22 protein-coding genes are annotated in these 22,146 nt (G+C 55.7%); 7 read left to right on the top strand and 15 right to left on the bottom strand.

Annotated elements, in window-relative coordinates:
- The first annotated feature begins 214 nt into the window (after positions 1–214).
- Together pfkA and SERS4_RS0124810 are read left to right on the top strand one after the other, a co-directional pair.
- Positions 215–1,177, top strand: a complete 963-nt coding sequence (gene pfkA / locus SERS4_RS0124815) for a 6-phosphofructokinase (RefSeq protein WP_012147481.1) — start codon at positions 215–217, stop codon at positions 1,175–1,177.
- A 193-nt stretch (positions 1,178–1,370) separates the two neighbouring features.
- Positions 1,371–2,360, top strand: coding sequence for a sulfate ABC transporter substrate-binding protein (locus SERS4_RS0124810; protein WP_026142592.1), 990 nt, complete (start codon positions 1,371–1,373; stop codon positions 2,358–2,360).
- Positions 2,361–2,426: 66 nt separating this feature from the next.
- Here SERS4_RS0124810 and tpiA read toward each other — a convergent pair whose 3' ends face one another.
- Together tpiA and SERS4_RS0124800 are read right to left on the bottom strand one after the other, a co-directional pair.
- Entirely contained in the window at positions 2,427–3,194 is a 768-nt protein-coding gene (gene tpiA / locus SERS4_RS0124805) for a triose-phosphate isomerase (RefSeq protein WP_026142591.1), read from the bottom strand.
- A gap of 127 nt (positions 3,195–3,321) precedes the next feature.
- Entirely contained in the window at positions 3,322–3,912 is a 591-nt protein-coding gene (locus tag SERS4_RS0124800; protein WP_026142590.1) for a DUF1454 family protein, read from the bottom strand.
- Between the two features lie 201 nt (positions 3,913–4,113).
- On the opposite strand from SERS4_RS0124800, the gene SERS4_RS0124795 reads away from it, so the two are divergent.
- A complete protein-coding gene (locus SERS4_RS0124795) occupies positions 4,114–4,539 on the top strand; it encodes a DUF805 domain-containing protein (protein WP_026142589.1) in 426 nt (141 codons plus the stop codon).
- Positions 4,540–4,548: 9 nt separating this feature from the next.
- Here SERS4_RS0124795 and fpr read toward each other — a convergent pair whose 3' ends face one another.
- Together fpr and SERS4_RS0124785 are read right to left on the bottom strand one after the other, a co-directional pair.
- Entirely contained in the window at positions 4,549–5,295 is a 747-nt protein-coding gene (gene fpr / locus SERS4_RS0124790; protein WP_017894420.1) for a ferredoxin--NADP(+) reductase, read from the bottom strand.
- A 3-nt stretch (positions 5,296–5,298) separates the two neighbouring features.
- The gene (locus SERS4_RS0124785) at positions 5,299–5,922 is read right to left on the bottom strand and encodes a metalloregulator ArsR/SmtB family transcription factor (RefSeq protein ID WP_012147475.1); all 624 of its coding nucleotides are present in this window, start codon (positions 5,920–5,922) and stop codon (positions 5,299–5,301) included.
- Positions 5,923–6,218: 296 nt separating this feature from the next.
- Here SERS4_RS0124785 and emrD point away from each other — a divergent pair, with 296 nt between their 5' ends.
- Positions 6,219–7,403: a multidrug efflux MFS transporter EmrD gene (gene emrD, locus SERS4_RS0124780; protein ID WP_017894419.1), complete on the top strand. Its 1,185-nt coding sequence runs from the start codon at positions 6,219–6,221 to the stop codon at positions 7,401–7,403.
- Between the two features lie 32 nt (positions 7,404–7,435).
- Here the strand turns inward: emrD and glpX are convergent, their stop codons facing one another.
- The 3 genes from glpX to SERS4_RS0124765 form a co-directional block, all read right to left on the bottom strand.
- Complete coding sequence (gene glpX, locus SERS4_RS0124775) at positions 7,436–8,446, bottom strand: class II fructose-bisphosphatase (protein ID WP_017894418.1); 1,011 nt, start codon at positions 8,444–8,446, stop codon at positions 7,436–7,438.
- Between the two features lie 130 nt (positions 8,447–8,576).
- Positions 8,577–10,085 carry a glycerol kinase GlpK gene (gene glpK, locus SERS4_RS0124770; protein WP_017894417.1) on the bottom strand — a complete coding sequence of 503 codons (1,509 nt, stop codon included), beginning with the start codon at positions 10,083–10,085 and terminating at the stop codon, positions 8,577–8,579.
- Positions 10,086–10,128: 43 nt separating this feature from the next.
- The gene (locus SERS4_RS0124765; protein WP_012147471.1) at positions 10,129–10,974 is read right to left on the bottom strand and encodes an MIP/aquaporin family protein; all 846 of its coding nucleotides are present in this window, start codon (positions 10,972–10,974) and stop codon (positions 10,129–10,131) included.
- Positions 10,975–11,513: 539 nt separating this feature from the next.
- Between SERS4_RS0124765 and zapB the strand changes: the two genes are divergently transcribed.
- Positions 11,514–11,753: a septal ring assembly protein ZapB gene (gene zapB, locus SERS4_RS0124760; RefSeq protein WP_012147470.1), complete on the top strand. Its 240-nt coding sequence runs from the start codon at positions 11,514–11,516 to the stop codon at positions 11,751–11,753.
- Positions 11,754–11,810: 57 nt separating this feature from the next.
- Here the strand turns inward: zapB and rraA are convergent, their stop codons facing one another.
- The 7 genes from rraA to priA all read right to left on the bottom strand — a co-directional run bounded on the left by rraA (position 11,811) and on the right by priA (position 19,853).
- Positions 11,811–12,296 (bottom strand): ribonuclease E activity regulator RraA, encoded by a 486-nt coding sequence (gene rraA / locus SERS4_RS0124755; RefSeq protein WP_012147469.1) that lies wholly within the window; start codon positions 12,294–12,296, stop codon positions 11,811–11,813.
- Between the two features lie 80 nt (positions 12,297–12,376).
- Entirely contained in the window at positions 12,377–13,294 is a 918-nt protein-coding gene (locus tag SERS4_RS0124750) for a 1,4-dihydroxy-2-naphthoate polyprenyltransferase (protein ID WP_012147468.1), read from the bottom strand.
- 92 nt (positions 13,295–13,386) lie between these two features.
- Positions 13,387–14,721 (bottom strand): HslU--HslV peptidase ATPase subunit, encoded by a 1,335-nt coding sequence (hslU, locus tag SERS4_RS0124745; RefSeq protein ID WP_017894416.1) that lies wholly within the window; start codon positions 14,719–14,721, stop codon positions 13,387–13,389.
- Positions 14,722–14,733: 12 nt separating this feature from the next.
- Positions 14,734–15,264, bottom strand: a complete 531-nt coding sequence (gene hslV, locus SERS4_RS0124740) for an ATP-dependent protease subunit HslV (protein ID WP_012147466.1) — start codon at positions 15,262–15,264, stop codon at positions 14,734–14,736.
- Positions 15,265–15,366: 102 nt separating this feature from the next.
- Positions 15,367–16,275: a cell division protein FtsN gene (ftsN, locus tag SERS4_RS0124735; RefSeq protein ID WP_017894415.1), complete on the bottom strand. Its 909-nt coding sequence runs from the start codon at positions 16,273–16,275 to the stop codon at positions 15,367–15,369.
- A gap of 65 nt (positions 16,276–16,340) precedes the next feature.
- Positions 16,341–17,369, bottom strand: a complete 1,029-nt coding sequence (gene cytR / locus SERS4_RS0124730; protein ID WP_012147464.1) for a DNA-binding transcriptional regulator CytR — start codon at positions 17,367–17,369, stop codon at positions 16,341–16,343.
- A gap of 288 nt (positions 17,370–17,657) precedes the next feature.
- Positions 17,658–19,853: a primosomal protein N' gene (gene priA / locus SERS4_RS0124725; protein WP_017894414.1), complete on the bottom strand. Its 2,196-nt coding sequence runs from the start codon at positions 19,851–19,853 to the stop codon at positions 17,658–17,660.
- 198 nt (positions 19,854–20,051) lie between these two features.
- Between priA and rpmE the strand changes: the two genes are divergently transcribed.
- Entirely contained in the window at positions 20,052–20,267 is a 216-nt protein-coding gene (rpmE, locus tag SERS4_RS0124720) for a 50S ribosomal protein L31 (protein WP_012147462.1), read from the top strand.
- An 81-nt stretch (positions 20,268–20,348) separates the two neighbouring features.
- On the opposite strand, the gene metJ is transcribed toward rpmE, so the two are convergent.
- Positions 20,349–20,666 carry a met regulon transcriptional regulator MetJ gene (metJ, locus tag SERS4_RS0124715; RefSeq protein ID WP_012147461.1) on the bottom strand — a complete coding sequence of 106 codons (318 nt, stop codon included), beginning with the start codon at positions 20,664–20,666 and terminating at the stop codon, positions 20,349–20,351.
- Between the two features lie 317 nt (positions 20,667–20,983).
- Between metJ and metB the strand changes: the two genes are divergently transcribed.
- Positions 20,984–22,144: a cystathionine gamma-synthase gene (gene metB, locus SERS4_RS0124710; RefSeq protein WP_012147460.1), complete on the top strand. Its 1,161-nt coding sequence runs from the start codon at positions 20,984–20,986 to the stop codon at positions 22,142–22,144.
- Positions 22,145–22,146: the final 2 nt, after the last annotated feature.

The raw sequence follows: 22,146 nt of genomic DNA, 5'->3' as shown, positions 1-22,146 counted from the left end.
AGATTGGTGCAACGGGTGAATGGCGGAGTTAGCTCAGCGTGCCATGATGGTTTTTTACCGCAATATTGCGTGACTTGAATCAATTCAGCTGGGTGTTTTTGTTATAATATCCAGCAATAAGCCGTAAAGCTGATTTTCTACAGCCGGAGAGGTTCCAGGACAATCGGCGAATACAGAATTCTTAAGAAATTGCATCTACAGTTCAGAGGTAGTCATGATCAAGAAAATCGGTGTACTGACAAGTGGCGGTGATTCGCCGGGTATGAACGCTGCGATCCGTGGCGTTGTGCGTGCTGCACTTTCAGAAGGTCTGGAAGTTTTTGGTATTTACGATGGCTACCTTGGCTTGTACGAAGATCGCATGGAAAAATTGGACCGCTACAGCGTGTCCGATATGATCAATCGCGGCGGCACCTTCCTTGGTTCAGCCCGTTTCCCGGAGTTCAGAGACGACAGCGTACGTGCCAAGGCGATTGAAAATCTGCAAAACCGCGGTATTGATGCGCTGGTGGTGATTGGCGGTGACGGTTCCTATATGGGGGCTAAACGCCTGACGGAAGAAGGTTTCCCTTGTATTGGCTTGCCGGGCACTATCGATAACGACGTGGCCGGTACCGACTACACCATCGGTTTCTTCACCGCGCTTGAAACCGTGGTGGAAGCGATTGACCGCTTGCGCGATACCTCATCTTCACATCAGCGTATTTCTATCGTTGAAGTGATGGGCCGTTATTGCGGCGATCTGACGCTGGCGGCGGCGATTGCCGGCGGTTGCGAGTTCATCGTGTTGCCTGAAATTGAGTTCAACCGTGAAGATCTGGTTTGTGAAATCAAAGCCGGCATCGACAAGGGTAAAAAACACGCGATCGTGGCAATCACCGAGCATATCTGCGATATCGATGAGCTGGCACGCCATATCGAGCAAGAAACCAAGCGTGAAACCCGTGCTACCGTGTTGGGGCATATTCAGCGCGGTGGTTCACCGGTAGCCTACGACCGTATTCTGGCTTCCCGCATGGGTGCTTACGCCATCGAGCTGTTGTTGCAGGGCTACGGCGGCCGCTGTGTCGGTATCCAAAACGAGAAGATGGTGCACCACGACATCATCGATGCGATCGAAAACATGAAGCGTCCATTCAAGGGCGACTGGCTGGAAACGGCGAAAAAACTGTACTGATCCCGTTTTAATTCAGTCAACAGAAGCCTCCGCATGCGGAGGCTTTTTTTATGTCTGCTGTGGTTATATTCCAGAATCGTCTAGCCCAACATTTTTTATTCTTTAATTGATAGCCGAGTTTCTGGCAGGCTCTGATGCTAAATCAACCGATTGAGGTTGCGATTATTTTTCCTGGGGGAGCAAGTCGATGCGTATGCGTAAATGGGGTGCAGGTCTGACAATAATGCTGCTGGCGTCCGGCGCCATGGCGAAAGATATCCAATTGCTGAACGTTTCATACGACCCGACGCGTGAGTTCTATCAGGAATATAACACCGCATTCGGTAAATACTGGCAGCAGCAGACCGGCGATAAAGTTACTGTGCGCCAGTCGCATGGCGGCTCCGGCAAGCAGGCGACTTCGGTGATTAACGGCATTGAGGCCGACGTGGTGACACTGGCACTGGCCTATGACGTGGACGCTATCGCTGAGCGCGGGCGCATTGATAAAGAGTGGATCAAACGTCTGCCGGACAACTCGGCACCTTATACCTCGACCATTGTGTTCCTGGTGCGCAAAGGTAATCCAAAGCAAATTCACGATTGGGCGGATTTGACCAAACCGGGCGTCTCGGTAATCACCCCGAACCCGAAAACCTCTGGTGGCGCGCGTTGGAACTATCTGGCAGCCTGGGGTTATGCACTGCATCAGAACAATAACGATCAGGCCAAGGCGCAAGAATTCGTTAAAAACCTGTATAAGAACGTCGAAGTGCTGGATTCCGGTGCGCGCGGTTCAACTAATACCTTCGTTGAACGCGGTATCGGTGATGTGCTGATCGCCTGGGAGAACGAAGCGCTGCTGGCGGAAAAAGAGCTGGGTAAGGACAAGTTTGAGATTATCACCCCAAGCGAATCGATTCTGGCCGAGCCGACCGTGTCGGTGGTGGATAAAGTGGTTGATAAGCGCGGTACCCGTGATGTGGCTACGGCTTACCTGAAGTATCTGTATACGCCGGAAGGGCAGACCATCGCGGCGAAAAACTATTACCGTCCACGCGATGCGGCGGTAGCGGCCAAGTTTGCCGACCAGTTCCCGAAACTGAAACTGTTCACCGTGGATGATACTTTCGGTGGCTGGACTCAGGCGCAGAAGGTGCACTTTGCCACCGGCGGCGTGTTTGACGAAATCAGCAAACGTTGATGCTCAATGGGCACCAATAAAAAACCCCGGCAAGCCGGGGTTTTGTTATTTATAAGCCGGGTGAACTCAGGCTTTTTTAGCAGCAGCAGCGGCTTTGACGATCACGGCGAAAGCATCGGCTTTCAGTGATGCGCCGCCAACCAGCGCACCGTCGATGTCCGGCTGAGTGAACAGCTCGGCAGCATTTTTGTCGTTCACGGAGCCGCCGTACTGGATGATCACTTCTGCAGCCACGGCTGCGTCCTGCTTGGCGATGTGATCGCGGATAAATTTGTGTACTGCCTGTGCCTGCGCAGGAGTGGCAGACTTGCCGGTACCGATAGCCCAAATTGGCTCATAAGCGATAACCGCGCCTTTAAAGGCTTCTGCACCCTGGGTTTTCAGTACGGCGTCGATCTGACGTGCGCAAACTTCTTCGGTTTTACCCGCTTCGTTTTCAGCGTCAGTTTCACCGATGCACAGCACTGGGATCAGACCGGCAGCTTTCAGCACGGCAAATTTCTCGGCGATCGCAGCGTCAGTTTCTTTGTGGTAAGTACGACGCTCGGAGTGGCCGATGATGATGTATTGCGCACCAATATCTTTCAGCATGTCGGCGGAAACTTCACCGGTGAATGCGCCGGACAGATTCACGTCTACGTTTTGGGCGCCCAGAGCGATGCGGCTGCCGGCCAGCGCGTGCTTGGCCTGGTCCAGGTACATGACCGGTGGTGCGATAGCGACGCCACAACCGTCAACACTGCTCAGTTCATTGCGCAGCGCGGCGATCAGTTCGTTAACCATGTGAGTGCTGCCGTTAAGCTTCCAGTTACCCATAACTAATGGATGACGCATGTTTTTTCCTCCAACAAGGGAACGCGAGAGTCGAAATAACCACTGCCGGACCGGCAGTTTACCTGCCCAACAGTATAGAGATGATTAAGCGCGAAGGCTTTGCTTTTCGTCATTAAATGACCGGCTGTTACGGCTCGGATAGCGTCAGCTTAACCGGTTCAACAGCGAAAGTTACCCCTTTATCGCCGTTGTCCGCGACCACATAACGGATCGCACCGACCTGCTGTTGGTAAAAGCGTGAACCTTTGCCTTTCTCCAACAGGTTGGCCACTTTGCTCAGGCTTTTTTCCACCGTCAGCGCCGGTTCAAACTGGCGCATCAGTGCGGCCATATAGTTGATGGCAATGGTGCGGGCCGCCTTTTCTTCGCTGCTTTGCTGCAGCGGCAGATGGGTAATTTGCAGCGTTTTGATTTTGCCGGTGCCCTTTTCCAGCGCAGTGGAGGCGTAGAGATTTTCGTTCAGCTTGCTGGCGGCACGCGTCAGCAGTGGCGTATCGTCCTCTGCGGTTGCGATGGCGCGAAATTCGCCAATCGGCAGCGTCGGGTTGTCGCGGTTATATTTTTCGCGGAATTTGACCACCGTCAGATCAAAGGTCGGCGCGCCGGCCAGCAGATACGGCGCAGTGGGCGATGCACTGACGGCGGCATCCGGCGGATCGGCCCAGACGCTGCTGATACTCAGCAACAGGCAGGCGATGGCGATGGTTTTTCTCAGCATGGTATAACACGGCATCAAGAACAAAGATGGCTCCGATTAAAGCGATAACCCAGGGGGATTGTCAAAGATCCCACGCCATTATCGCTTGCTGACAGGAAAGCTGTGCGTTACTCCGCGTAATGCAGGGCAGAAATCTTCGCCCGGCAGCGCCTATGTTACACTGCACGGCAGAATATGGGCAGGCTAACAACGCAGGATTCAATGACAATACAACAGTGGTGCTTTTCGTTTAAGGGCCGAATTGGGCGGCGTGACTTTTGGATTTGGATGGTGCTGTGGCTGGTGCTGATGGTTGTGGCTTTTTCTCTCGCCAGTCGTGAACTGGTGGATATCCAGACCATCGCATTCTTTATCGTGGGCTTGCTATGGCCGACGGCGGCGGTGCTGGTGAAACGGCTGCACGACCGCAATAAAGCCGGCTGGTGGGCGTTATTGCTGATCCTGGCGTGGTTGCTGGCGGCGGGCAACTGGCAGATGCTGGCACCGCTCTGGCAATGGGGCGTCGGGCGTTTTATCCCGACGCTGATCATTGTGATGATGATGATCGATTTGGGCGCCTTTGTCGGCACGCCCGATGCCAACCGTTTTGGCCCGCCGGCCGTGCCGGTGAAGTTCAGCGCACAATGAGGCCGTACGCTACCAGTATTGCTCGCTGGTGATATGGCCAGGCTTGCGGCGCAGGTGCTTGCGCATCTGCCGCTGATCCTTCAGCGTTTGCTGGGTATCCCGCACCATTTGCGGGTTACCGCACAGCATGACGTGGTCGGTTTCCGCGTCGAGGGGTAATCCCACGGCCGCTTCCAGCCGTCCATCCTCGATCAGCGCCGGTACGCGGCCGGTCAGCGAGCCGGTGACCTCTTCGCGGCTGACAATAGTCTGAATGCGCAGTTTGCCATTGTAACGCTGCTGTAATTGCTGCATCAGCGGCAGGTAGCTGAGATCGCGTGCAAAGCGGGTGGCATGCACCAACACCAGATTTTTGAAGCGTTCCAGGTCTTTGCCTTCCTGCAGCATCGACAGGTAAGGGCCGATGGCGGTGCCTGTCGCCAACATCCACAGGGTGTCGCATTCAGGCACTTCCTCCAGCACGAAAAATCCGGCGGCCTCTTTGGTCACCATCACTTCGGAACCCGGTCGCAGTTGATTGAGGCGTGGGCTTAGTTTGCCTTCCGGCACGGTGACCAGGTAAAACTCCAGGTTCGGATCGCTGGGGGCATTGACGTAGGAATAGGCGCGCTGCACGCGTTCGCCGTCAATTTCCAGCGCCAGTTTGGCAAATTGCCCGGCGATAAAGGGAGCAATGGGGGCATGGACGGTGATGCTGAACAGCCCGTCGGTCCATTGCGTGACTTGTGTAACCTTGCCATTAACCCAGTCAGCCATACTCTAAAGCTCCAATGGTCGAATCAAATAAGCGCAATGTCGTGAGCCGGAAATAGCATGCGCAGTACGCTCGATGCGATAACCCTGGCCAAACAGACGGTTAAACAGTTGCAGCTCCGAGTTGCACAGGCTGCTGCAGGCGGTGGCCGCCACGCCGATTGGGCAGTGGTTTTCCACCAGTAGCATGCCCTGCGGGTGCTCTAACAGTTCGGCCATGTAGCCATCATGCTGCCGCAGGCGCACCAATCGGGCGAGTTTGGCCTGATGGCAGTCTTCCTCAGACAGTTCTTCAGCATAGCGCTGATAAAGCTTGTCTTCGCGCGCGCTGAGCAACTGCTCCACCCCTTCCGCCCCAAACAACTGATGGGCGGATCCCAACAGCTCTGTCGCCAGCCGATCGTGGCCATTGGCAAACTGGGCGTGGCCCTGCTGGGTCAGCGACCAGTAGCGTGTGGGGCGACCTACCTTGGTACGCGCTTCCTCGTAACCCACCAGCTCACGTTTTTCCAGAGATTGCAGATGCTGACGGATACCCATGGGGGTGATGTCCAGACGCTCAGCCAGCATTTTGGCAGAGTGCGGCCCCAAGGTTTTTAACTGCAATAAAATCAGCTCTGTTGTCTTCATAAACCCAATCCCTATGGCGTTATTTTATTTCAAGATGATGAAAATAATTATCGATTAAATGCTAAAGCCAAACTATTGAAAGTTTGCCATTTTTAACCCATAAGCAGTAGACGTACAGTTTAATTTACGAGGCTGGTTGGCTTTGCTGCCACTGTGACGGAGATCAATATTTGCCGGAAACTCGCTAAAAAAATTAAATTTGTTAGCTTATGCCGCCATAGAGGGCTGCTCGCCGTTCTGGCTGAATTAGGGGCCATACCGGGACGCTGTGACGAGTTAATACGTTAACGAAGATAATGAGAAAAATAGAAAACTTTCACCTGTTGGTGATGCTTACCCTGTTAGTGGCCGTCGGTCAGATGGCACAAACCATTTATGTCCCCGTGATTGCTGATATTGCCAAGGATCTGTCGGTGCGCTCCGGTGCCGTGCAGCGCGTGATGGCGGCTTATCTGATGACCTATGGCTTCTCGCAGTTGATTTACGGCCCGCTGTCGGACCGTATTGGCCGTCGGCCGGTGATCCTGGCCGGGATGATGATCTTCATGATGGGTGCGCTTGGCGCGCTGCTGTCCACCAACCTGACGATGCTGGTTGCCGCCAGTGCCATTCAGGGGATGGGGACCGGCGTGGCGGGGGTGATGGCGCGAACCATGCCGCGTGACCTGTATGCCGGTACTTCGCTGCGCTATGCCAACAGCCTGCTCAACATGGGCATTCTGGTCAGTCCGCTGTTGGCACCGATCATCGGTGGGGCATTGGCGATGATATTTGGCTGGCGCGCCTGTTATGCCTTCCTGCTGGTGTTGTGCGCCGGTGTAGCCTTCGCCATGTTCCGCTGGCTGCCGGAAACCCGACCGCAGCAGACCGAAAAGCGGCGCATGCTGGCGAGCTTCCGCAAGCTGCTGACGGACAGTACTTTCAGCTGTTATCTGGTGATGCTGATTGGTGCTCTGGCGGGGATCGCGGTCTTTGAAGCCAGCTGCGGCGTGCTGATGGGCGGCGTATTGGGCCTTAGCGGACTGACCGTCAGTATCCTGTTTATTCTGCCAATCCCGGCGGCGTTCTTTGGTGCCTGGTATGCCGGTCGTGACGGCAAAAGCTTCCACAGTCTGGTGTGGCATTCGGTGATCAGTTGCCTGTTGGCGGGCCTGATGATGTGGATCCCCGGGTGGTTTGGCGTGATGAATATCTGGACGCTGATTGTGCCGGCTGCGCTGTTCTTCTTCGGTGCCGGGATGTTATTCCCGCTGGCCACTACCGGGGCGATGGAGCCGTTTCCTTATCTGGCCGGTGCGGCTGGCGCATTGGTCGGGGGCATGCAGAACATGGGCTCCGGCCTGGCGACCTGGCTTTCCGCCATGCTGCCGCAGACCGGGCAGTTTAGCCTCGGCCTGCTGATGTTTGCCATGGCATTACTGATTTTGCTGTGCTGGTGGCCGTTATCGCACCGGATGCAGCATCAGGGACATACCGTATAAAACTGACAGGGCGCCGAAGGCGCCCTGATTATTTACAGCAGGAACTCGTGCAGCGCCGGGTCTTTACGATCCAGATAGTGGGTTGAGCGGATACGGCGGATAGTGCGTGATTTGCCGCGGATCAGCAGGGTTTCCGTGGTGGCCATATTGCCCTGACGGCTAATGCCTTCCAACAAATCGCCCTTGGTGATGCCGGTAGCGGAGAAAATCACGTTGTCGTTGCGCGCCATATCATCCAGCAGCAGCACCTTACCGGCTTCAATCCCCATCTCTTTGCAACGCGCCAGTTCTTCCTCACCGATGCGGCGATTCTCGGCGCTGTCGCCCTTCACCTGGTGGCGCGGCAGCAGGCGTGCCTGCATATCACCGTCCAGAGCACGGATCACCGCGGCGGAAATGACCCCTTCAGGTGCACCGCCGATACCGTACATCACGTCGACTTCACTGTCGGGCATACAGGTCAGGATTGAGGCCGCCACATCGCCGTCGGGGATAGCGAAGACTCGTACCCCGAGTTGCTGCATCTGGGCAATAACGCCGTCGTGACGCGGCTTGGCCAGAATGACCACCGTCAATTGGCTCAGCGGTTTGCCCAGACAGACCGCGACCTTGTTCAGGTTCTCGGCCAGCGGCAGGTTAAGATCGATCGCGCCGCGCGCTGCCGGGCCTACCACCAGTTTTTCCATATACATGTCAGGGGCGTGCAGGAAGGTGCCGCGATCGCCCACCGCCAGTACAGCCAACGCATTGGGCTGGCCCATGGCGGTCATGCGGGTGCCTTCGATCGGGTCGACGGCGATATCCACCGCGTCGCCCTGGCCGCTGCCGACCTGCTCGCCGATATACAGCATTGGCGCTTCATCAATTTCGCCTTCGCCGATCACTATGCGGCCATCGATATCCACTTTATTAAGCATAATGCGCATTGCGTTGACCGCAGCACCATCGGCGGCGTTCTTATCGCCGCGTCCCAACCATTTGTAGCCCGCCAGCGCGGCAGCTTCGGTAACACGGGAAAATTCGATGGCTAATTCACGTTTCATGGCAAAACCTGTCTGTGAGAAAGGGAGAAAATATCGACAAAGTTTATCACAGCGGGCGATGGTGGGGCGGGGCAAAAAAAACGCGCCACCCGGAGGCAGCGCGTGATGAGGTCAACAAAGCAAAACAGCGTTAGTCGTGCTCTTCCCATGCTTGCGCGCGGGCAACCGCTTTTTTCCAGCCGCTGTAACGGAAGTTACGCTCGGTGGTTTCAATGCTTGGACGGAACTCACGCTCGATGACCGCCTTGCTCTTCACTTCATCCAGGTCGTTCCAGTAGCCGATAGCCAGGCCTGCCAGGAATGCCGCACCGAGCGCCGTCGACTCACGCACTTCAGGACGCTCTACACGGGTCCCGAGGATGTCAGACTGGAACTGCATCAGGAAGTTGTTGGCGACCGCGCCACCGTCCACACGCAGCGATTGCAGGCGGGTGTTGGAGTCGGCCTGCATGGCATCCAGCACGTCGCGCGTCTGATAGGCAATGGATTCCAGCGTGGCACGGATAATGTGGTTGCTGTTCGCGCCACGGGTCAGACCGAAGATCGCGCCACGGGCATACGGGTCCCAGTAAGGCGCGCCCAGACCGGTAAAGGCAGGCACCACATATACCCCGTTGCTGTCTTTCACCTTGGTGGCGAAGTATTCGGAGTCGGCCGCATCGCTGATCAGTTTCAGCTCATCGCGCAGCCACTGAATAGAAGCGCCGCCGATGAAGACTGCGCCTTCCAGCGCATAGTTCACTTCGCCGCGTGGGCCGCAGGCGATAGTGGTCAGCAGGCCGTGGCTGGAACGTACCGCTTCTTTGCCGGTGTTCATCAGCAGGAAGCAGCCGGTGCCGTAGGTGTTTTTCGCCATCCCCGGTTGAACGCACAGTTGGCCGTACAGTGCCGCCTGCTGGTCACCGGCAATACCGGCGATAGGAATACGCGTACCGCCTTTACCACCGATGTTGGTCTGGCCGTACACTTCAGAGGATGGACGAACTTTCGGCAGCATGGCGCGCGGGATATCCAGCGCTTCCAGCATGCGCTCATCCCAGTCCAGCTCATGGATATTGAACATCATGGTGCGCGAGGCGTTGGTGTAATCGGTCACATGCACCCGCCCCTGGGTCATTTTCCACACCAGCCAGGTGTCGACGGTACCGAACAGCAGCTCGCCGCGCTTGGCGCGTTCACGGGCACCTTCAACGTGATCGAGGATCCATTTTACCTTGGTGCCGGAGAAGTACGGGTCAACCACCAGGCCGGTGTTGTGACGGATGTACTCTTCCATGCCATCGCGTTTTAGTTTTTCACAGATATCGGCGGTGCGGCGGCATTGCCAGACGATGGCGTTATAGATTGGTTTGCCGGTGTCTTTTTCCCAGACGATGGTGGTTTCGCGCTGGTTGGTGATGCCGATGCCGGCGATCTGATCGGAATTGATGTCGGCTTTCGCCAGCACTTCCACCAGCGTGGAGCTCTGTGATGACCAAATCTCCATTGGATCATGCTCAACCCAGCCGGCTTTCGGGTAAATCTGCGTGAATTCACGCTGCGACACCGCAACAATATTGGCATCGTGGTCTAGCACTACGGCACGTGAACTGGTAGTTCCCTGGTCGAGAGCGACAATGTATTTTTTTTCTACAGTCATGATTTTAGTCCTGCTGTTGTTAACCGTTTTAAAACTGTGCCAATCACGCTTTACGCTGCTGAGCCTTGGCGGCGGGTTTTTCTTCTTCTACGCAAACGTCACACGGCAGATTGCGGCCAATGAGCATGCGGTAGCCGAAGGCACCCAGGCAGGCACCGATGATTGGGCCAAAGATTGGCACCAGGAAGTACGGGATATCACGCGCACCGGTGAAGGCCACTTTGCCCCAGCCGGCCAGATAAGCGAACATTTTCGGACCGAAGTCACGGGCCGGGTTCAGCGCAAAGCCGGTCAATGGTCCCATAGAGGCGCCGATCACGGCAATCAGAATACCGATTAACAGCGGTGCCAGCGGGCCACGTGGAATGCCGTTGCCGTCGTCGGTCAGCGCCAGGATCAGGCACATCAGGATCGCGGTAATCACCGTTTCAACCAGGAAAGCCTGACCCACGGAGATGTGTGCATTAGGATAGGTGGAGAAGATGCCGGCCAGGGCCAGGCTTTCGTCGCTGCCACGCACCATATGGTTGGCCGCTTCAAAATCGAAGAACAGGTTGTAATACAGCCCGTAGACCAGCGCTGCGGCGCAGAAGGCTCCGGCGATCTGCGCGACGATGTAAGGTAATACTTTGCGTCCGTCAAAGCAGGCGAACAGCCACAGTGCGATGGTGACTGCCGGGTTGAGATGCGCACCAGAGATGGCAGCGGTCAGATAGATGGCCATGGCAACGCCCAGGCCCCAAATGATACTGATTTCCCACTGGCCGAAGCTGGCGCCAGCCAGTTTCAACGCGGCAACGCAGCCTACGCCAAAAAATATCAACAGGCCGGTGCCGAGAAACTCGGCGATACATTGGCCTTTTAGGGTCGGACTGGTGGTTTGGCTCATAATGTTGTTGTCCTGCAAAACGGCGGTTATGGGTTTATAGGCTCTGGGTGTGTATCGATCTGGCCTATGGGTACAGTTTTTTTCATCTCGTCCAATTATTAATTGAGGACGTGATGTAAATTTATCGTTAACGAACATAAACGAGAAATAGCGAAATCAAAATGTGTGTGCTTCGTCATAAAATTGAGCGAATTCGCGTCGTTTTGTGTTCTTTCTGCTCCATGAAACTGTGATCTGACCAGTGATTTGACCACCGTTCGTTAACAAAGCGATTTACGCGCGGTGAGTATTTTCAGTTTTTGCTGATAGTGGCGGCAGGAAAATTGCAACAGACTGCGCGTTGAGCCGGATGTTGCTAGACAGTCGGGGACAGGCTACTTACAATCGTTTTTATCGAAAGAAGCGTTTTATCGAGACAGGCGCGTTATTTTCAATAAAAGCGTGTGTCACTTGGCGCGATGCATATTCGCAGCAGTTGCAACCAGAGTTGCGGCCGTTACCTATAGATGTACGCCTTGCTATCATGAGGGGACTGAAGAATGTCATTTGAAGTATTTGAGAAATTGGAATCAAAAGTTCAGCAGGCGATCGATACCATCACCCTGCTGCAGATGGAAATTGAAGAGCTGAAAGACAAAAACAACACTCTTTCACAGGAAGTTCAGGCTGCCTCTGGCAACCACGAATCGTTGGTACGCGAGAACCAGCAACTGAAAGAAGAGCAGCACGTATGGCAAGACCGTCTGCGTGCGCTGTTGGGCAAAATGGAAGAAGTCTGATTCCGTATTGCACGATCGAAAAGGGCGCCCTATGGCGCCCTTTTTCCTGTCTGAAAATCACTCGATATCGAGTGGATCCTCGGACAGGATAATACCGGTATTGTCGGCATACAGATGATCGCCGGAGAAGAAGGTCACACCGCCGAAGTTAACGCGGATGTCGCTTTCGCCAATGCTTTCACTGGCGGCGCCGACCGGAATGGCCGCCATTGCCTGAATACCGATGTCCATCTCTTCCAGATCGTCTACCTGGCGAACCGCGCCGTACACCACGATGCCTTCCCACTCGTTCTGGGTGGCCAGACGTGCCAGTTCTGCGTTGATCAGGGCACGACGTACCGAGCCGCCACCGTCAATCACCAGGACGCGACCACGGCCGTTTTCTTCAAGCAGCTCGAATAACAGACCGTTATCCTCAAAGCATTTCACCGTAGTGATTTGCCCGCCAAATGAAGTACGCCCGCCAAAATTGGAGAATAGAGGCTCAACTACGTTCACCTCTTCGTGATAGATGTCGCAAAGTTCGGAAGTATCGTATTTCATAGGATTTTACGTCTGTTTGCCGCTGGAATAACCAGTATATCCCTTTATTCGCCCTGTTGGCAAAATCATCAGTTCGATGGCTAACTGAGCACCACGCCGATAGCGAACAATATATTGGCCAGCAGCGCCGCCTTAACCATATGTTCAAGCATCGGCCGCATACCGGCTGGCGTAGGGTCACGCAACACGCGTAAGCCATGGCGTACCAGCAACGGGATAGCCAAGACAAACAACCAGCCCCACAGGCTATGCAGGTTGAGCAACGTGAACAGCGTAAAGCACGCCACCGCGCCGATCAGCAGCAACAGGTGGTAATAACGCGCCTTCTGCGGCCCGAGCCGGACTGCCAGGGTATTCTTGCCGTTGGCGCGATCGCTTTCGATATCGCGCAGATTATTGATATTGAGCACCGCCGCTGCCAGCAGGCCACAGGCGGTGGCCGGCAGCATCACGATGCTGTCAAAGGCGTGGGTTTGCAGGTAAAAAGTGCCTGCGACGCTCAGCCAGCCGAAGAACACCAGCACCGAGATATCGCCCAAGCCCAGATAGCCGTAAGGTTTGTTGCCGACGGTATAGGTAATGGCTGCGACGATAGAAAGCCCGCCCAGCACCAGGAAACCCACCACATCGCTGGGTTGTTCACAGGCCACGGCAATTAGCGAACTGCCGGCGATGGCGATCAGTACCACCGTCACCACCAAAGCCCGTTTCATCTGTGCCTGGGTGATCATGCCTTTTTGCATACCACGTAGCGGCCCGATACGATCTTCTTTGTCGCTGCCTTTTACCGCATCGCCATAGTCGTTCGCCAGGTTGGAGAGAATTTGCAGCAGGCCGGCCGTCAGCAGCGCCAGCAGCGCCACGCCGGGCTTCAGGCTACCTTGCCAGGCGGCAATGGCGGAACCGACGACGATCGAGGCAAAGGCCAGCGGCAGGGTGCGCGGTCGTAAACTTTCAAGCCAGGCTCTGGCCGGGGAGATGGTAGTTGATGAGCTCATTTTTCGCTTCAGAGTTAGTGGCTGTGTCCGTTAGAAATAGTTGTGGGAGGCAAATGCCTCCCACAGATGACTGACTGGACATGATTGAGCGATTATAGGATAAAACGACTCAAATCTTCATCCGCTACCAGTTCATCCAGATGATTACCTACGTAATCCGCATCAATTGTAATGGATTGACCGTTAATTTCACTCGCATCATAAGAAATATCTTCCATCAGACGCTCGAGCACGGTGTGCAAACGACGTGCGCCGATGTTTTCGGTGCTTTCGTTAACCTGCCATGCGGCTTCGGCGATGCGGCGGATACCTTCGGCGGTGAACTCGATATTGACGCCTTCGGTGCCCATCAGCGCTTTATACTGCTCGGTCAGCGAAGCGCTTGGCTCGGTCAGAATACGCTCGAAGTCTTCGGTGGTCAGCGCCTGCAACTCAACGCGGATCGGCAGACGACCCTGCAGTTCCGGGATCAGGTCTGAAGGGCTGGCGGTCTGGAATGCGCCGGAAGCGATAAACAGAATGTGATCGGTTTTCACCATCCCGTGCTTGGTGGAAACGGTACAGCCTTCCACCAGCGGCAGCAGGTCGCGCTGCACGCCTTCGCGAGACACGTCCGGGCCGGAGCTTTGGCCGCCGCGCTTACAGATTTTGTCAATCTCGTCGATAAACACGATGCCGTGCTGCTCAACCGCTTCGATCGCCTGTTCTTTCAGCTCTTCCGGGTTCACCAGCTTGGCGGCTTCTTCTTCCACCAGCAGTTTGAAGGCTTCTTTGATCTTCAGCTTGCGCGGTTTCTGCTTCTGGCCGCCGAGGTTCTGGAACATTGACTGCAGCTGGTTGGTCATTTCTTCCATGCCAGGAGGAGCCATGATTTCTACGCCCATCGGCGCTGCGGCCAGATCGATCTCGATTTCCTTGTCGTCCAACTGGCCTTCACGCAGTTTCTTGCGGAATGCCTGGCGTGCCGAGGACGGCTCCTGATGCTCTTCCGCCTGGCCCCAGTTGTTCTTGGCCGGTGGGATCAACACATCAAGGATACGTTCTTCCGCCAGTTCTTCGGCGCGGGTACGGTTCTTGTCGATTGATTGCAGACGCACCATTTTGATCGCAGCATCGGTCAGGTCGCGGATAATAGAATCCACTTCTTTCCCAACGTAGCCCACTTCGGTGAACTTGGTGGCTTCAACCTTGATGAACGGCGCGTTGGCCAGTTTCGCCAGACGGCGGGCGATTTCGGTTTTACCGACGCCGGTCGGGCCGATCATCAGAATGTTCTTTGGCGTGACTTCGTGGCGCAGCATCTCGTTGAGCTGCATCCGGCGCCAGCGGTTACGCAGGGCGATGGCAACGGCACGTTTGGCTTTGTTCTGGCCAATGATGTAGCTGTCCAGTTCGCTGACGATCTCGCGCGGGGTCATTTCAGACATAGTATTCGATCCTTACGCTTTGGAAGGCAATTCTTCAATGGTGTGGAAATGGTTGGTGTAAATACAGATGTCACCGGCGATGTTGAGAGACTTATCAACAATTTCGCGGGCGCTCAGCTCGGTATTTTCCAACATCGCGCGGGCGGCTGCCTGGGCGTACGGACCGCCGGAGCCAATCGCAATCAAATCATTTTCAGGCTGGATCACGTCACCGTTGCCGGTGATGATCAGCGAGGAGTTTTCATCCGCGACTGCCAGCAGCGCTTCGAGCTTGCGCAGCATGCGGTCGGTGCGCCAGTCTTTCGCTAATTCAACGGCTGCTTTCACCAGGTGACCCTGGTGCATTTCCAGCTTGCGCTCGAACAGCTCAAACAGCGTGAAGGCATCCGCGGTGCCACCGGCAAAACCGGCAATCACTTTGTCGTTATACAGGCGACGCACTTTCTTGACGTTGCCCTTCATTACCGTATTGCCCAAGGTAGCCTGGCCATCGCCACCGATCACTACCTGGCCGTTACGGCGTACGCTTACAATTGTTGTCACGAGCAGACCCTCGTTGAAGACGGAAAGAAGCCCTCGCAGTATCTGCTTGCGCAGACACTACGAGGCATATTGAGAGTATAGATGGGGGGGGATTGAAGCTTTTCAACCCCCAACGGAGAGGGGAATGCAACTTGACATGCCTACGCCCTTCAGGCGCGACAGGGTTTTGTCCGCAGCAGCCCGGCTGCTGTATGGGCCGAGCACCACACGATTCCAGCCGCCGCCGGCGGTGATACGGCTTTCAATACCTTCAAACGCCAGGCGCGCACGCACGGATTCTGCCTGGTCGGTTGCACGGAACGAGCCACACTGCACCATCCATTTTTGCTTCGACTCTGGCTTGGTTTCCTGCTTGGCCGTTTCCTGTTTCACTTCCGGCCTGGTTTCCGGTTTGACCTCAGGTTTCGGCTGCTTAACCTGCACCGGCGGCTGCGTTACCGGCTGCGGCTTGGGTTGTGGCTTCGGCTGAGCCGGCTGCTGTACCGGTGCTGTCGTCGCGCCGTTGTTAAACGGGTTACGCGGTTGAGTCACCGGTGGTTGCTGCACCTGCTGCTGCTGACGGCTACGTGCGGCGGCCTGAGAAGGGTCGTTATACGGCACTTCATTGAGCTGTGTCGGACGTTGTTGCATATCCGCCTGCATTTGATCCAGCAGTTGGCGTTGCTCTGCAGTCAACTGAGTCTTGGAGTTGGCTTCACCGCCTGCCGTAGGTTCGGTCGGGGTTTGCACGCCAATCTGACGATTCTCCAGCTCTTTGATGTAGCGCCAGCGTTCTTCCGGTTTCGGCGGCAAGCCGTTACCCGGACGATTGCTGTGCACAGGCAGCAGCGGCGCGTCATCCGGCTTGTTGTGCGTAATGAAATAGAGGCCACCGATAAAGACAACCAGAAGTGCGACGGCTAACGCCAACACGGTTTTGGAAACCTTCGGAGAACTGCGTTTTTTACGGCTGGGGGTTTTACGCTTAGCTCCTGCTGCGCGCCCACGGCTTACATAGTCTTTTTGTGCCACTATTATTCCGCTGTGTCCTGATGAGGGGATAAGTCCGTCATGTTACTGAACCCTAAAATATTTGACTAGCGTTTCGGGGCAGCGGTGCTGCCTCTGATAATCAATTCACTGTCCAATAGCCGGGAGCCGCTTGCCACGGTCTGCCCGTGTAGCTGCTCCAACAGCAATAACATGGCCTGCTGGCCAATCTGGTAGCGCGGTTGAGCCACTGTGGTTAACGGTGGATCGCAATACTGCGCCAGTTTGATGTCGTCAAAGCCGATGATAGAAAGGTCCTGCGGTACCCGCAGCCCCATCTTTTTCGCCTGCGACAGCACGCCAATGGCCATCACATCACTGTGGCAGAACACTGCCGTCGGCGGTTTTGGCTGTGCCATCAACGTTGCCAGCGCCTGAGCGCCAGCTTCGTAGGTGAAATCACCCCGGGTAATATAGCTGCTTTCGACGGTAATGCCATTACGACGTAGCGCCTGAATGTAACCTTGCAGGCGATAATGGCTGAGCGGCATCTGCTCCGGCCCGGCGACACAGGCGATTTGCTGGTGGCCGAGCTGATGTAAATAATGCACGGCTTCGAAGGCGGCGGTCAGGTTATCGATGTGCACCGTCGGCAGTTCCAGCTCCGGAGCAAACTCGTTGGCCATCACCATTGGCGGCAGGTTACGCTGCTCTTCCTTGCTGGCATCGAACGGCAGGTTGGAGCCGAGCAGCAGCATGCCATCGATTTGTTTGGTGATGATCAGGTTGACGAAGGTGCGTTCCTGCTGGTTTTGCTGAGCACAGTCACCAATCAGCACCAGGTAGCCCTGTTGTGCGGCGGTTTGCTCGATCCCCTGGATCACATCGGCGAAAAACGGATCGCAAATGTCGGGGACGATCACCAGGATAGTCCGGGATTCGTTACGCTTGATATTGCGAGAGAGGGCATGAGGAGAATAGCCCACGGCCAGTACGGCCTGTTCCACTTTCTGACGCGTCGGCGTTGACACCTTTTCCGGGTTCATCAGCGCACGCGACACGGTTGCCGTTGAAACGCCCGCCATTTCGGCAACGTCTTTCATGGTTGCCATGGATAATTCTTTCTTGTGTTCCAACGCCTTTCTCCTTGCGTTAGCCCCATGCCAACGCGACGACTTCAGTTTGCTCACAAATTCTGGCGTGCGGTGGTGTTGTTATCATTTAGCGCCATCCGCGCTCAAACATTCCATCACTGTCCTGCAAGAGGTGACAAATTGCCTTCGCAGTTATTCTAAACAGAATATGTCCTGCCTTTGTTACCTAATTTGCATAAAAAGTGTGACCTGGGAAGGTTTTTTAGCGTTCGCTCGCAATTTCAAGGGTAAACGTTTGCATTGGATGAACTGAATCGGACTTTTCTGGGTTCAGCTATCTATCGGATCGATATCCAGCGTCCATTTCACCTTACGTGCTTGTGGCAGGGTACTGACCAGCGGCAGGGAGCTTTTCATTAACTGTTGCAGTACCCGCCGGGAAGGGTGTTGCAGCAGCAGTTGCCAGCGGAAACGACCGCCGCGTTTCGACTGCAGCGCCGGGACCGGCCCCATCACCCATAGCGAGTCATCTTTCAACGGGCTGGCTTCCAGCAGATTGCGCAGTTGCTGCAGGAACTGGGGGGCCTGCTGGTTATCGTGATCTTCCGAACGCACGATGATATGGCTGGTATAGGGCGGCAGGAACACGCTGTTGCGCTCCGCCAACGTCTGTTTGGCAAAGGCGTCGTAACCCTGCTGCAGCAGAATTTGCAGCAGTGGGTGTTCCGGGTGGTGAGTCTGTAACAATACTTCACCGGGTTTACCGGCACGGCCGGCGCGGCCGGAGACCTGGGTATACAGCTGGGCAAAGCGCTCGGCGGAACGGAAGTCGGCCGAGAACAGAGCGCCGTCGACATCCAGCAGGGCTACCAACGTCACATCCGGGAAGTGGTGGCCCTTGGCCAGCATCTGGGTGCCGATCAAAATGCGCGAGCCGCCGCGGTGAATATCCGCCAGATGCTGTTCCAGCGAGCCTTTGCGGCTGGTGGTGTCGCGATCGATACGGGTGATCGGCGTTTCCGGGAACAGCGGCGCCAGTTCATGTTCCAACTGTTCTGTGCCGACGCCGACCGACACCAGATGAGTAGAGCCGCATTGTGGGCACTGGTGGGGGACCGGACGCTGGCTGTCGCAGTGGTGGCAGCGCAGTTGACGATGATTCTGGTGGAAGGTGTAGTAATGATCGCAGCGCTGGCACTCGGCGATCCAGCCGCACTCGTGGCACAACAGCGCTGGTGCGTAGCCGCGCCGGTTAAGAAACAGCATCACCTGATTACCGGCCTTCAAATGGTGCTGCATGCTTTTCAGCAACGGCTGCGAAAGACCCACTTTCAGCGGCAGGCCTTTCAGATCGATCAGATGCTGCGTCGCCGGTTTGGCATTACCTGCACGCTGGGTGAGTTTGAGCTGGCGATATTTACCCAGTTGCACATTGTGCAGCGTTTCCAGTGCCGGCGTGGCGGTGCCCATCACCATCGGGATGTTTTCCTCGCGGGCACGGAATACCGCCAGATCGCGGGCGTGGTAGCGCCAGCCTTCCTGCTGTTTATAAGAGCTGTCGTGTTCTTCGTCGATGATGATCACGCCCAGGCGCGAAAAAGGCGTAAACAGCGCCGAGCGGGTGCCGATAACAATTGCCGCCTCGCCGCTGCGGGCGCGCAGCCAGACTGCCAGCCGTTCACTGTCGTTAAGGCCGGAGTGCAGCACCTCCACCGGAGCGTTGAAGCGTTCGCGAAAACGGGCAATGGTCTGCGGCGTCAGGCCGATTTCCGGCACCAGTACCAATGCCTGTTTGCCCTTCGCCAGGATGTTTTCCAGTACGCTGAGATAGACCTCAGTCTTGCCGGAACCCGTGACCCCGGCCAGCAGCCAGGTGGCGAACTGCTCGTCTTCGCTGCGAATGGCACCCACGGCAGTCGCCTGCTCGGTGTTCAACCGCAGCCGTTCACCCAGCACTTCAAAACCGGGTCGCCAGTCCTGCACCGCCAACGTCTGAGAGCGTAAATCGATCAGCCCCTTGGTGCGTAATGCCTGCAAGGCGCTCTCGGTTAATTCCAGTTCACTGACCTGATGGCGATAGACCGGGCGTTGCAGCAACGCGGCCAGTGCTTGCTGCTGCTTGGGCGCGCGTTTCAGGCTTTCCGGCAGCGTAGCGCGGCCCTGTTCGGTAGCGAACCACTGCCACAGCGGTGCCGCTTCAGCCGGTTTTCCCTGACGCAGCAGGATAGGCAATGCGTGGAACAGCACTTCACCGATGGGGTAATGATAATAGTCGCTGGCCCAGCGCAGAATGCGCCACAGGCTGGGGGAAAACAGCGAGGCGCTGTCGAGCACGCTGTCGATGGGTTTAAGCTTGTCCAGCGGCAATTCGCTGGTTTCGCTGCAGCCGGTGACGATACCGATCGCCCGTTGCTTACCCCAGGGCACACCTACGCGCGCGCCGACCGCCGGCTGCAGGCCTTGCGGCAGCAGATAGTCGAAGGTGCGGGCGAGGGGGACCGGCAAAGCAACGTGAACAACAGGCATGGGGTCATCCAGAGTGAAAAAAAGAGTCCATCAGTTTACACTGCGCATCGGCAAATGTACGGTTCCGATTGCGCGGTACTTTTAATTCTGTATAATTTGCCGCCTTTGGTATAATTCGATACCAAATTCTTTATCAACCACGTGTGGTGTCTGGCGAAACAGGGCTGGATAGCGACACGGCCTTAACTGAGGTTTCCCATGAAACAAGGTATCCACCCAAAATACGAAGAAGTTACTGCTAACTGCTCTTGCGGTAACGTGATCAAAATCCGCTCTACAGTGGGTCACGATCTGAACCTGGACGTTTGTGGCGAATGCCACCCGTTCTACACTGGCAAGCAGCGTGATGTTGCTACCGGTGGCCGCGTTGACCGCTTCAACAAGCGTTTCAGCGTGCCAGGCGCTAAGAAATAAGATTTCTTATCGTCAGATGAAAAAGGCGCCTTCGGCGCCTTTTTTCGTTTCTACCGTCTGCAAGCAAGTGCAGACCGGCGCTTAGTATTCCCAGGTATCGGGATCCACACCCAATTCACGCATCAGCAGTTTCGCGGCTTCCGGGATTTCATCGCTGCGTTCTTTGCGCAGGTCTTCGTCGTTCGGCAGCGGCTGGCCGGTAAAGGCGTGCAGAAATGCTTCGCACAGCAATTCGCTGTTGGTGGCATGGCGCAGGTTATTCACCTGGCGACGCGTCCGTTCATCGGTAAGGATTTTCAGGACCTTCAGCGGAATGGATACCGTGATTTTTTTTACTTGCTCGCTTTTTTTACCGTGTTCAGCGTAAGGGCTGACATACTCGCCGTTCCACTCAGCCATGGGACACCTTAAAATTGTCAGAAAAATTACAAAATTCTAAAAACCGGCCAATTATGCCCGATCTTCACTGTTCTCACTAAATAAATGTCAATTTTACGCGACCAGGGTCACTGAATGCGGACGATCAATAGGCGTCGCCTATGCATTCCGGGTTAACATCGTATCGTCATCTAAAACTGGCATAATTTTAGCGGGTATTAGGCTTTTGCTCAATCTATACGCAAAGAAGTTTAGATGTCCAGATGTATTGACGTCTATCCTCACTGCGATTAATCTTTAGGCCTCATTCATCCCAATCCCGAGAGCCGAGAGACCCTATGACGCGTAAACCTGCCACGATTGCCGTACGTAGCGGCCTGAACGATGACGAACAGTACGGCTGCGTTGTCCCGCCGATCCACCTTTCCAGCACCTATAATTTCACCGACTTCAACCAGCCTCGTGCTCATGACTACTCACGTCGCGGTAACCCGACGCGTGACGTGGTCCAGCGTGCGCTGGCGGAACTGGAAGGCGGCGCCGGTGCGGTGATGACCAGCAGCGGGATGTCGGCAATCCACCTGGTGACCACGGTATTCCTGCAACCCGGCGATCTGCTGGTGGCACCGCATGATTGTTATGGTGGCAGCTACCGTCTGTTCGACAGCCTGAGCAAGCGTGGCGCTTACCGCGTGCTGTTTGTCGATCAGGGGAATGAAGAAGCACTGCAGCAGGCGTTGGCGCAAAAGCCCAAGCTGGTGCTGATCGAAAGCCCAAGTAATCCGCTGCTGCGTGTGGTGGATATTGCGGCGATTTGCGATGCGGCACACGCCGTGGGGGCCTTGACGGTGGTGGACAACACCTTCCTCAGCCCGGCGTTACAGCAGCCGATTGGGCTGGGTGCCGATTTGGTGGTGCATTCCTGTACCAAATACCTCAATGGCCATTCCGACGTGGTGGCCGGCGCGGTAATTGCCAAAGATAAAGATCTGGCGGTGGAATTGGCGTGGTGGGCCAATAATATCGGCGTGACCGGTGGCGCGTTCGACAGCTATTTGTTGCTGCGCGGCATGCGCACGCTGTCGCCGCGTATCAAGGCGGCGCAACAAAACGCCGATGCGATTGTCAGTTATTTACAGCAGCAACCCTTGGTGAAAAAGCTGTATCATCCTTCTCTGCCTCAGAACCCTGGGCACGAGATTGCACGTCGTCAGCAACGCGGCTTTGGCGCGATGCTCAGCTTTGAACTGGACGGTGATGAAGCGCTATTGCGCCGTTTTCTGTCTGCCCTTGAGCTGTTTACTCTGGCAGAATCCTTGGGCGGCGTAGAAAGCCTGATCTCGCATGCAGCGACCATGACCCACGCAGGTATGGCGGCAGAAGCCCGTGCGGCGGCCGGTATTTCCGAGAGCCTGCTGCGTATCTCCGTGGGTATTGAAGACAGTGAAGATTTGATTGCCGATCTGGAACGAGCCTTCCAGGCGGCGGCAACGAGGTAAGC

It is taken from the genome of Serratia sp. S4, from assembly GCF_000347995.1.
GTDB lineage: Bacteria > Pseudomonadota > Gammaproteobacteria > Enterobacterales > Enterobacteriaceae > Serratia > Serratia quinivorans.
This window is presented reverse-complemented; position numbering and strand designations above follow the sequence as displayed.

Excerpts from the sequence above, each read along its gene's own strand:
- pfkA (WP_012147481.1), top strand. The coding sequence starts at position 215 with ATGATCAAGAAAATCGGTGTACTGACAAGTGGCGGTGATTCGCCGGGT.
- SERS4_RS0124810 (WP_026142592.1), top strand. The coding sequence starts at position 1,371 with ATGCGTAAATGGGGTGCAGGTCTGACAATAATGCTGCTGGCGTCCGGC.
- tpiA (WP_026142591.1), bottom strand. The coding sequence starts at position 3,194 with ATGCGTCATCCATTAGTTATGGGTAACTGGAAGCTTAACGGCAGCACT.
- SERS4_RS0124800 (WP_026142590.1), bottom strand. The coding sequence starts at position 3,912 with ATGCTGAGAAAAACCATCGCCATCGCCTGCCTGTTGCTGAGTATCAGC.
- SERS4_RS0124795 (WP_026142589.1), top strand. The coding sequence starts at position 4,114 with ATGACAATACAACAGTGGTGCTTTTCGTTTAAGGGCCGAATTGGGCGG.
- fpr (WP_017894420.1), bottom strand. The coding sequence starts at position 5,295 with ATGGCTGACTGGGTTAATGGCAAGGTTACACAAGTCACGCAATGGACC.
- SERS4_RS0124785 (WP_012147475.1), bottom strand. The coding sequence starts at position 5,922 with ATGAAGACAACAGAGCTGATTTTATTGCAGTTAAAAACCTTGGGGCCG.
- emrD (WP_017894419.1), top strand. The coding sequence starts at position 6,219 with ATGAGAAAAATAGAAAACTTTCACCTGTTGGTGATGCTTACCCTGTTA.
- glpX (WP_017894418.1), bottom strand. The coding sequence starts at position 8,446 with ATGAAACGTGAATTAGCCATCGAATTTTCCCGTGTTACCGAAGCTGCC.
- glpK (WP_017894417.1), bottom strand. The coding sequence starts at position 10,085 with ATGACTGTAGAAAAAAAATACATTGTCGCTCTCGACCAGGGAACTACC.
- SERS4_RS0124765 (WP_012147471.1), bottom strand. The coding sequence starts at position 10,974 with ATGAGCCAAACCACCAGTCCGACCCTAAAAGGCCAATGTATCGCCGAG.
- zapB (WP_012147470.1), top strand. The coding sequence starts at position 11,514 with ATGTCATTTGAAGTATTTGAGAAATTGGAATCAAAAGTTCAGCAGGCG.
- rraA (WP_012147469.1), bottom strand. The coding sequence starts at position 12,296 with ATGAAATACGATACTTCCGAACTTTGCGACATCTATCACGAAGAGGTG.
- SERS4_RS0124750 (WP_012147468.1), bottom strand. The coding sequence starts at position 13,294 with ATGAGCTCATCAACTACCATCTCCCCGGCCAGAGCCTGGCTTGAAAGT.
- hslU (WP_017894416.1), bottom strand. The coding sequence starts at position 14,721 with ATGTCTGAAATGACCCCGCGCGAGATCGTCAGCGAACTGGACAGCTAC.
- priA (WP_017894414.1), bottom strand. The coding sequence starts at position 19,853 with ATGCCTGTTGTTCACGTTGCTTTGCCGGTCCCCCTCGCCCGCACCTTC.
- rpmE (WP_012147462.1), top strand. The coding sequence starts at position 20,052 with ATGAAACAAGGTATCCACCCAAAATACGAAGAAGTTACTGCTAACTGC.
- metJ (WP_012147461.1), bottom strand. The coding sequence starts at position 20,666 with ATGGCTGAGTGGAACGGCGAGTATGTCAGCCCTTACGCTGAACACGGT.
- metB (WP_012147460.1), top strand. The coding sequence starts at position 20,984 with ATGACGCGTAAACCTGCCACGATTGCCGTACGTAGCGGCCTGAACGAT.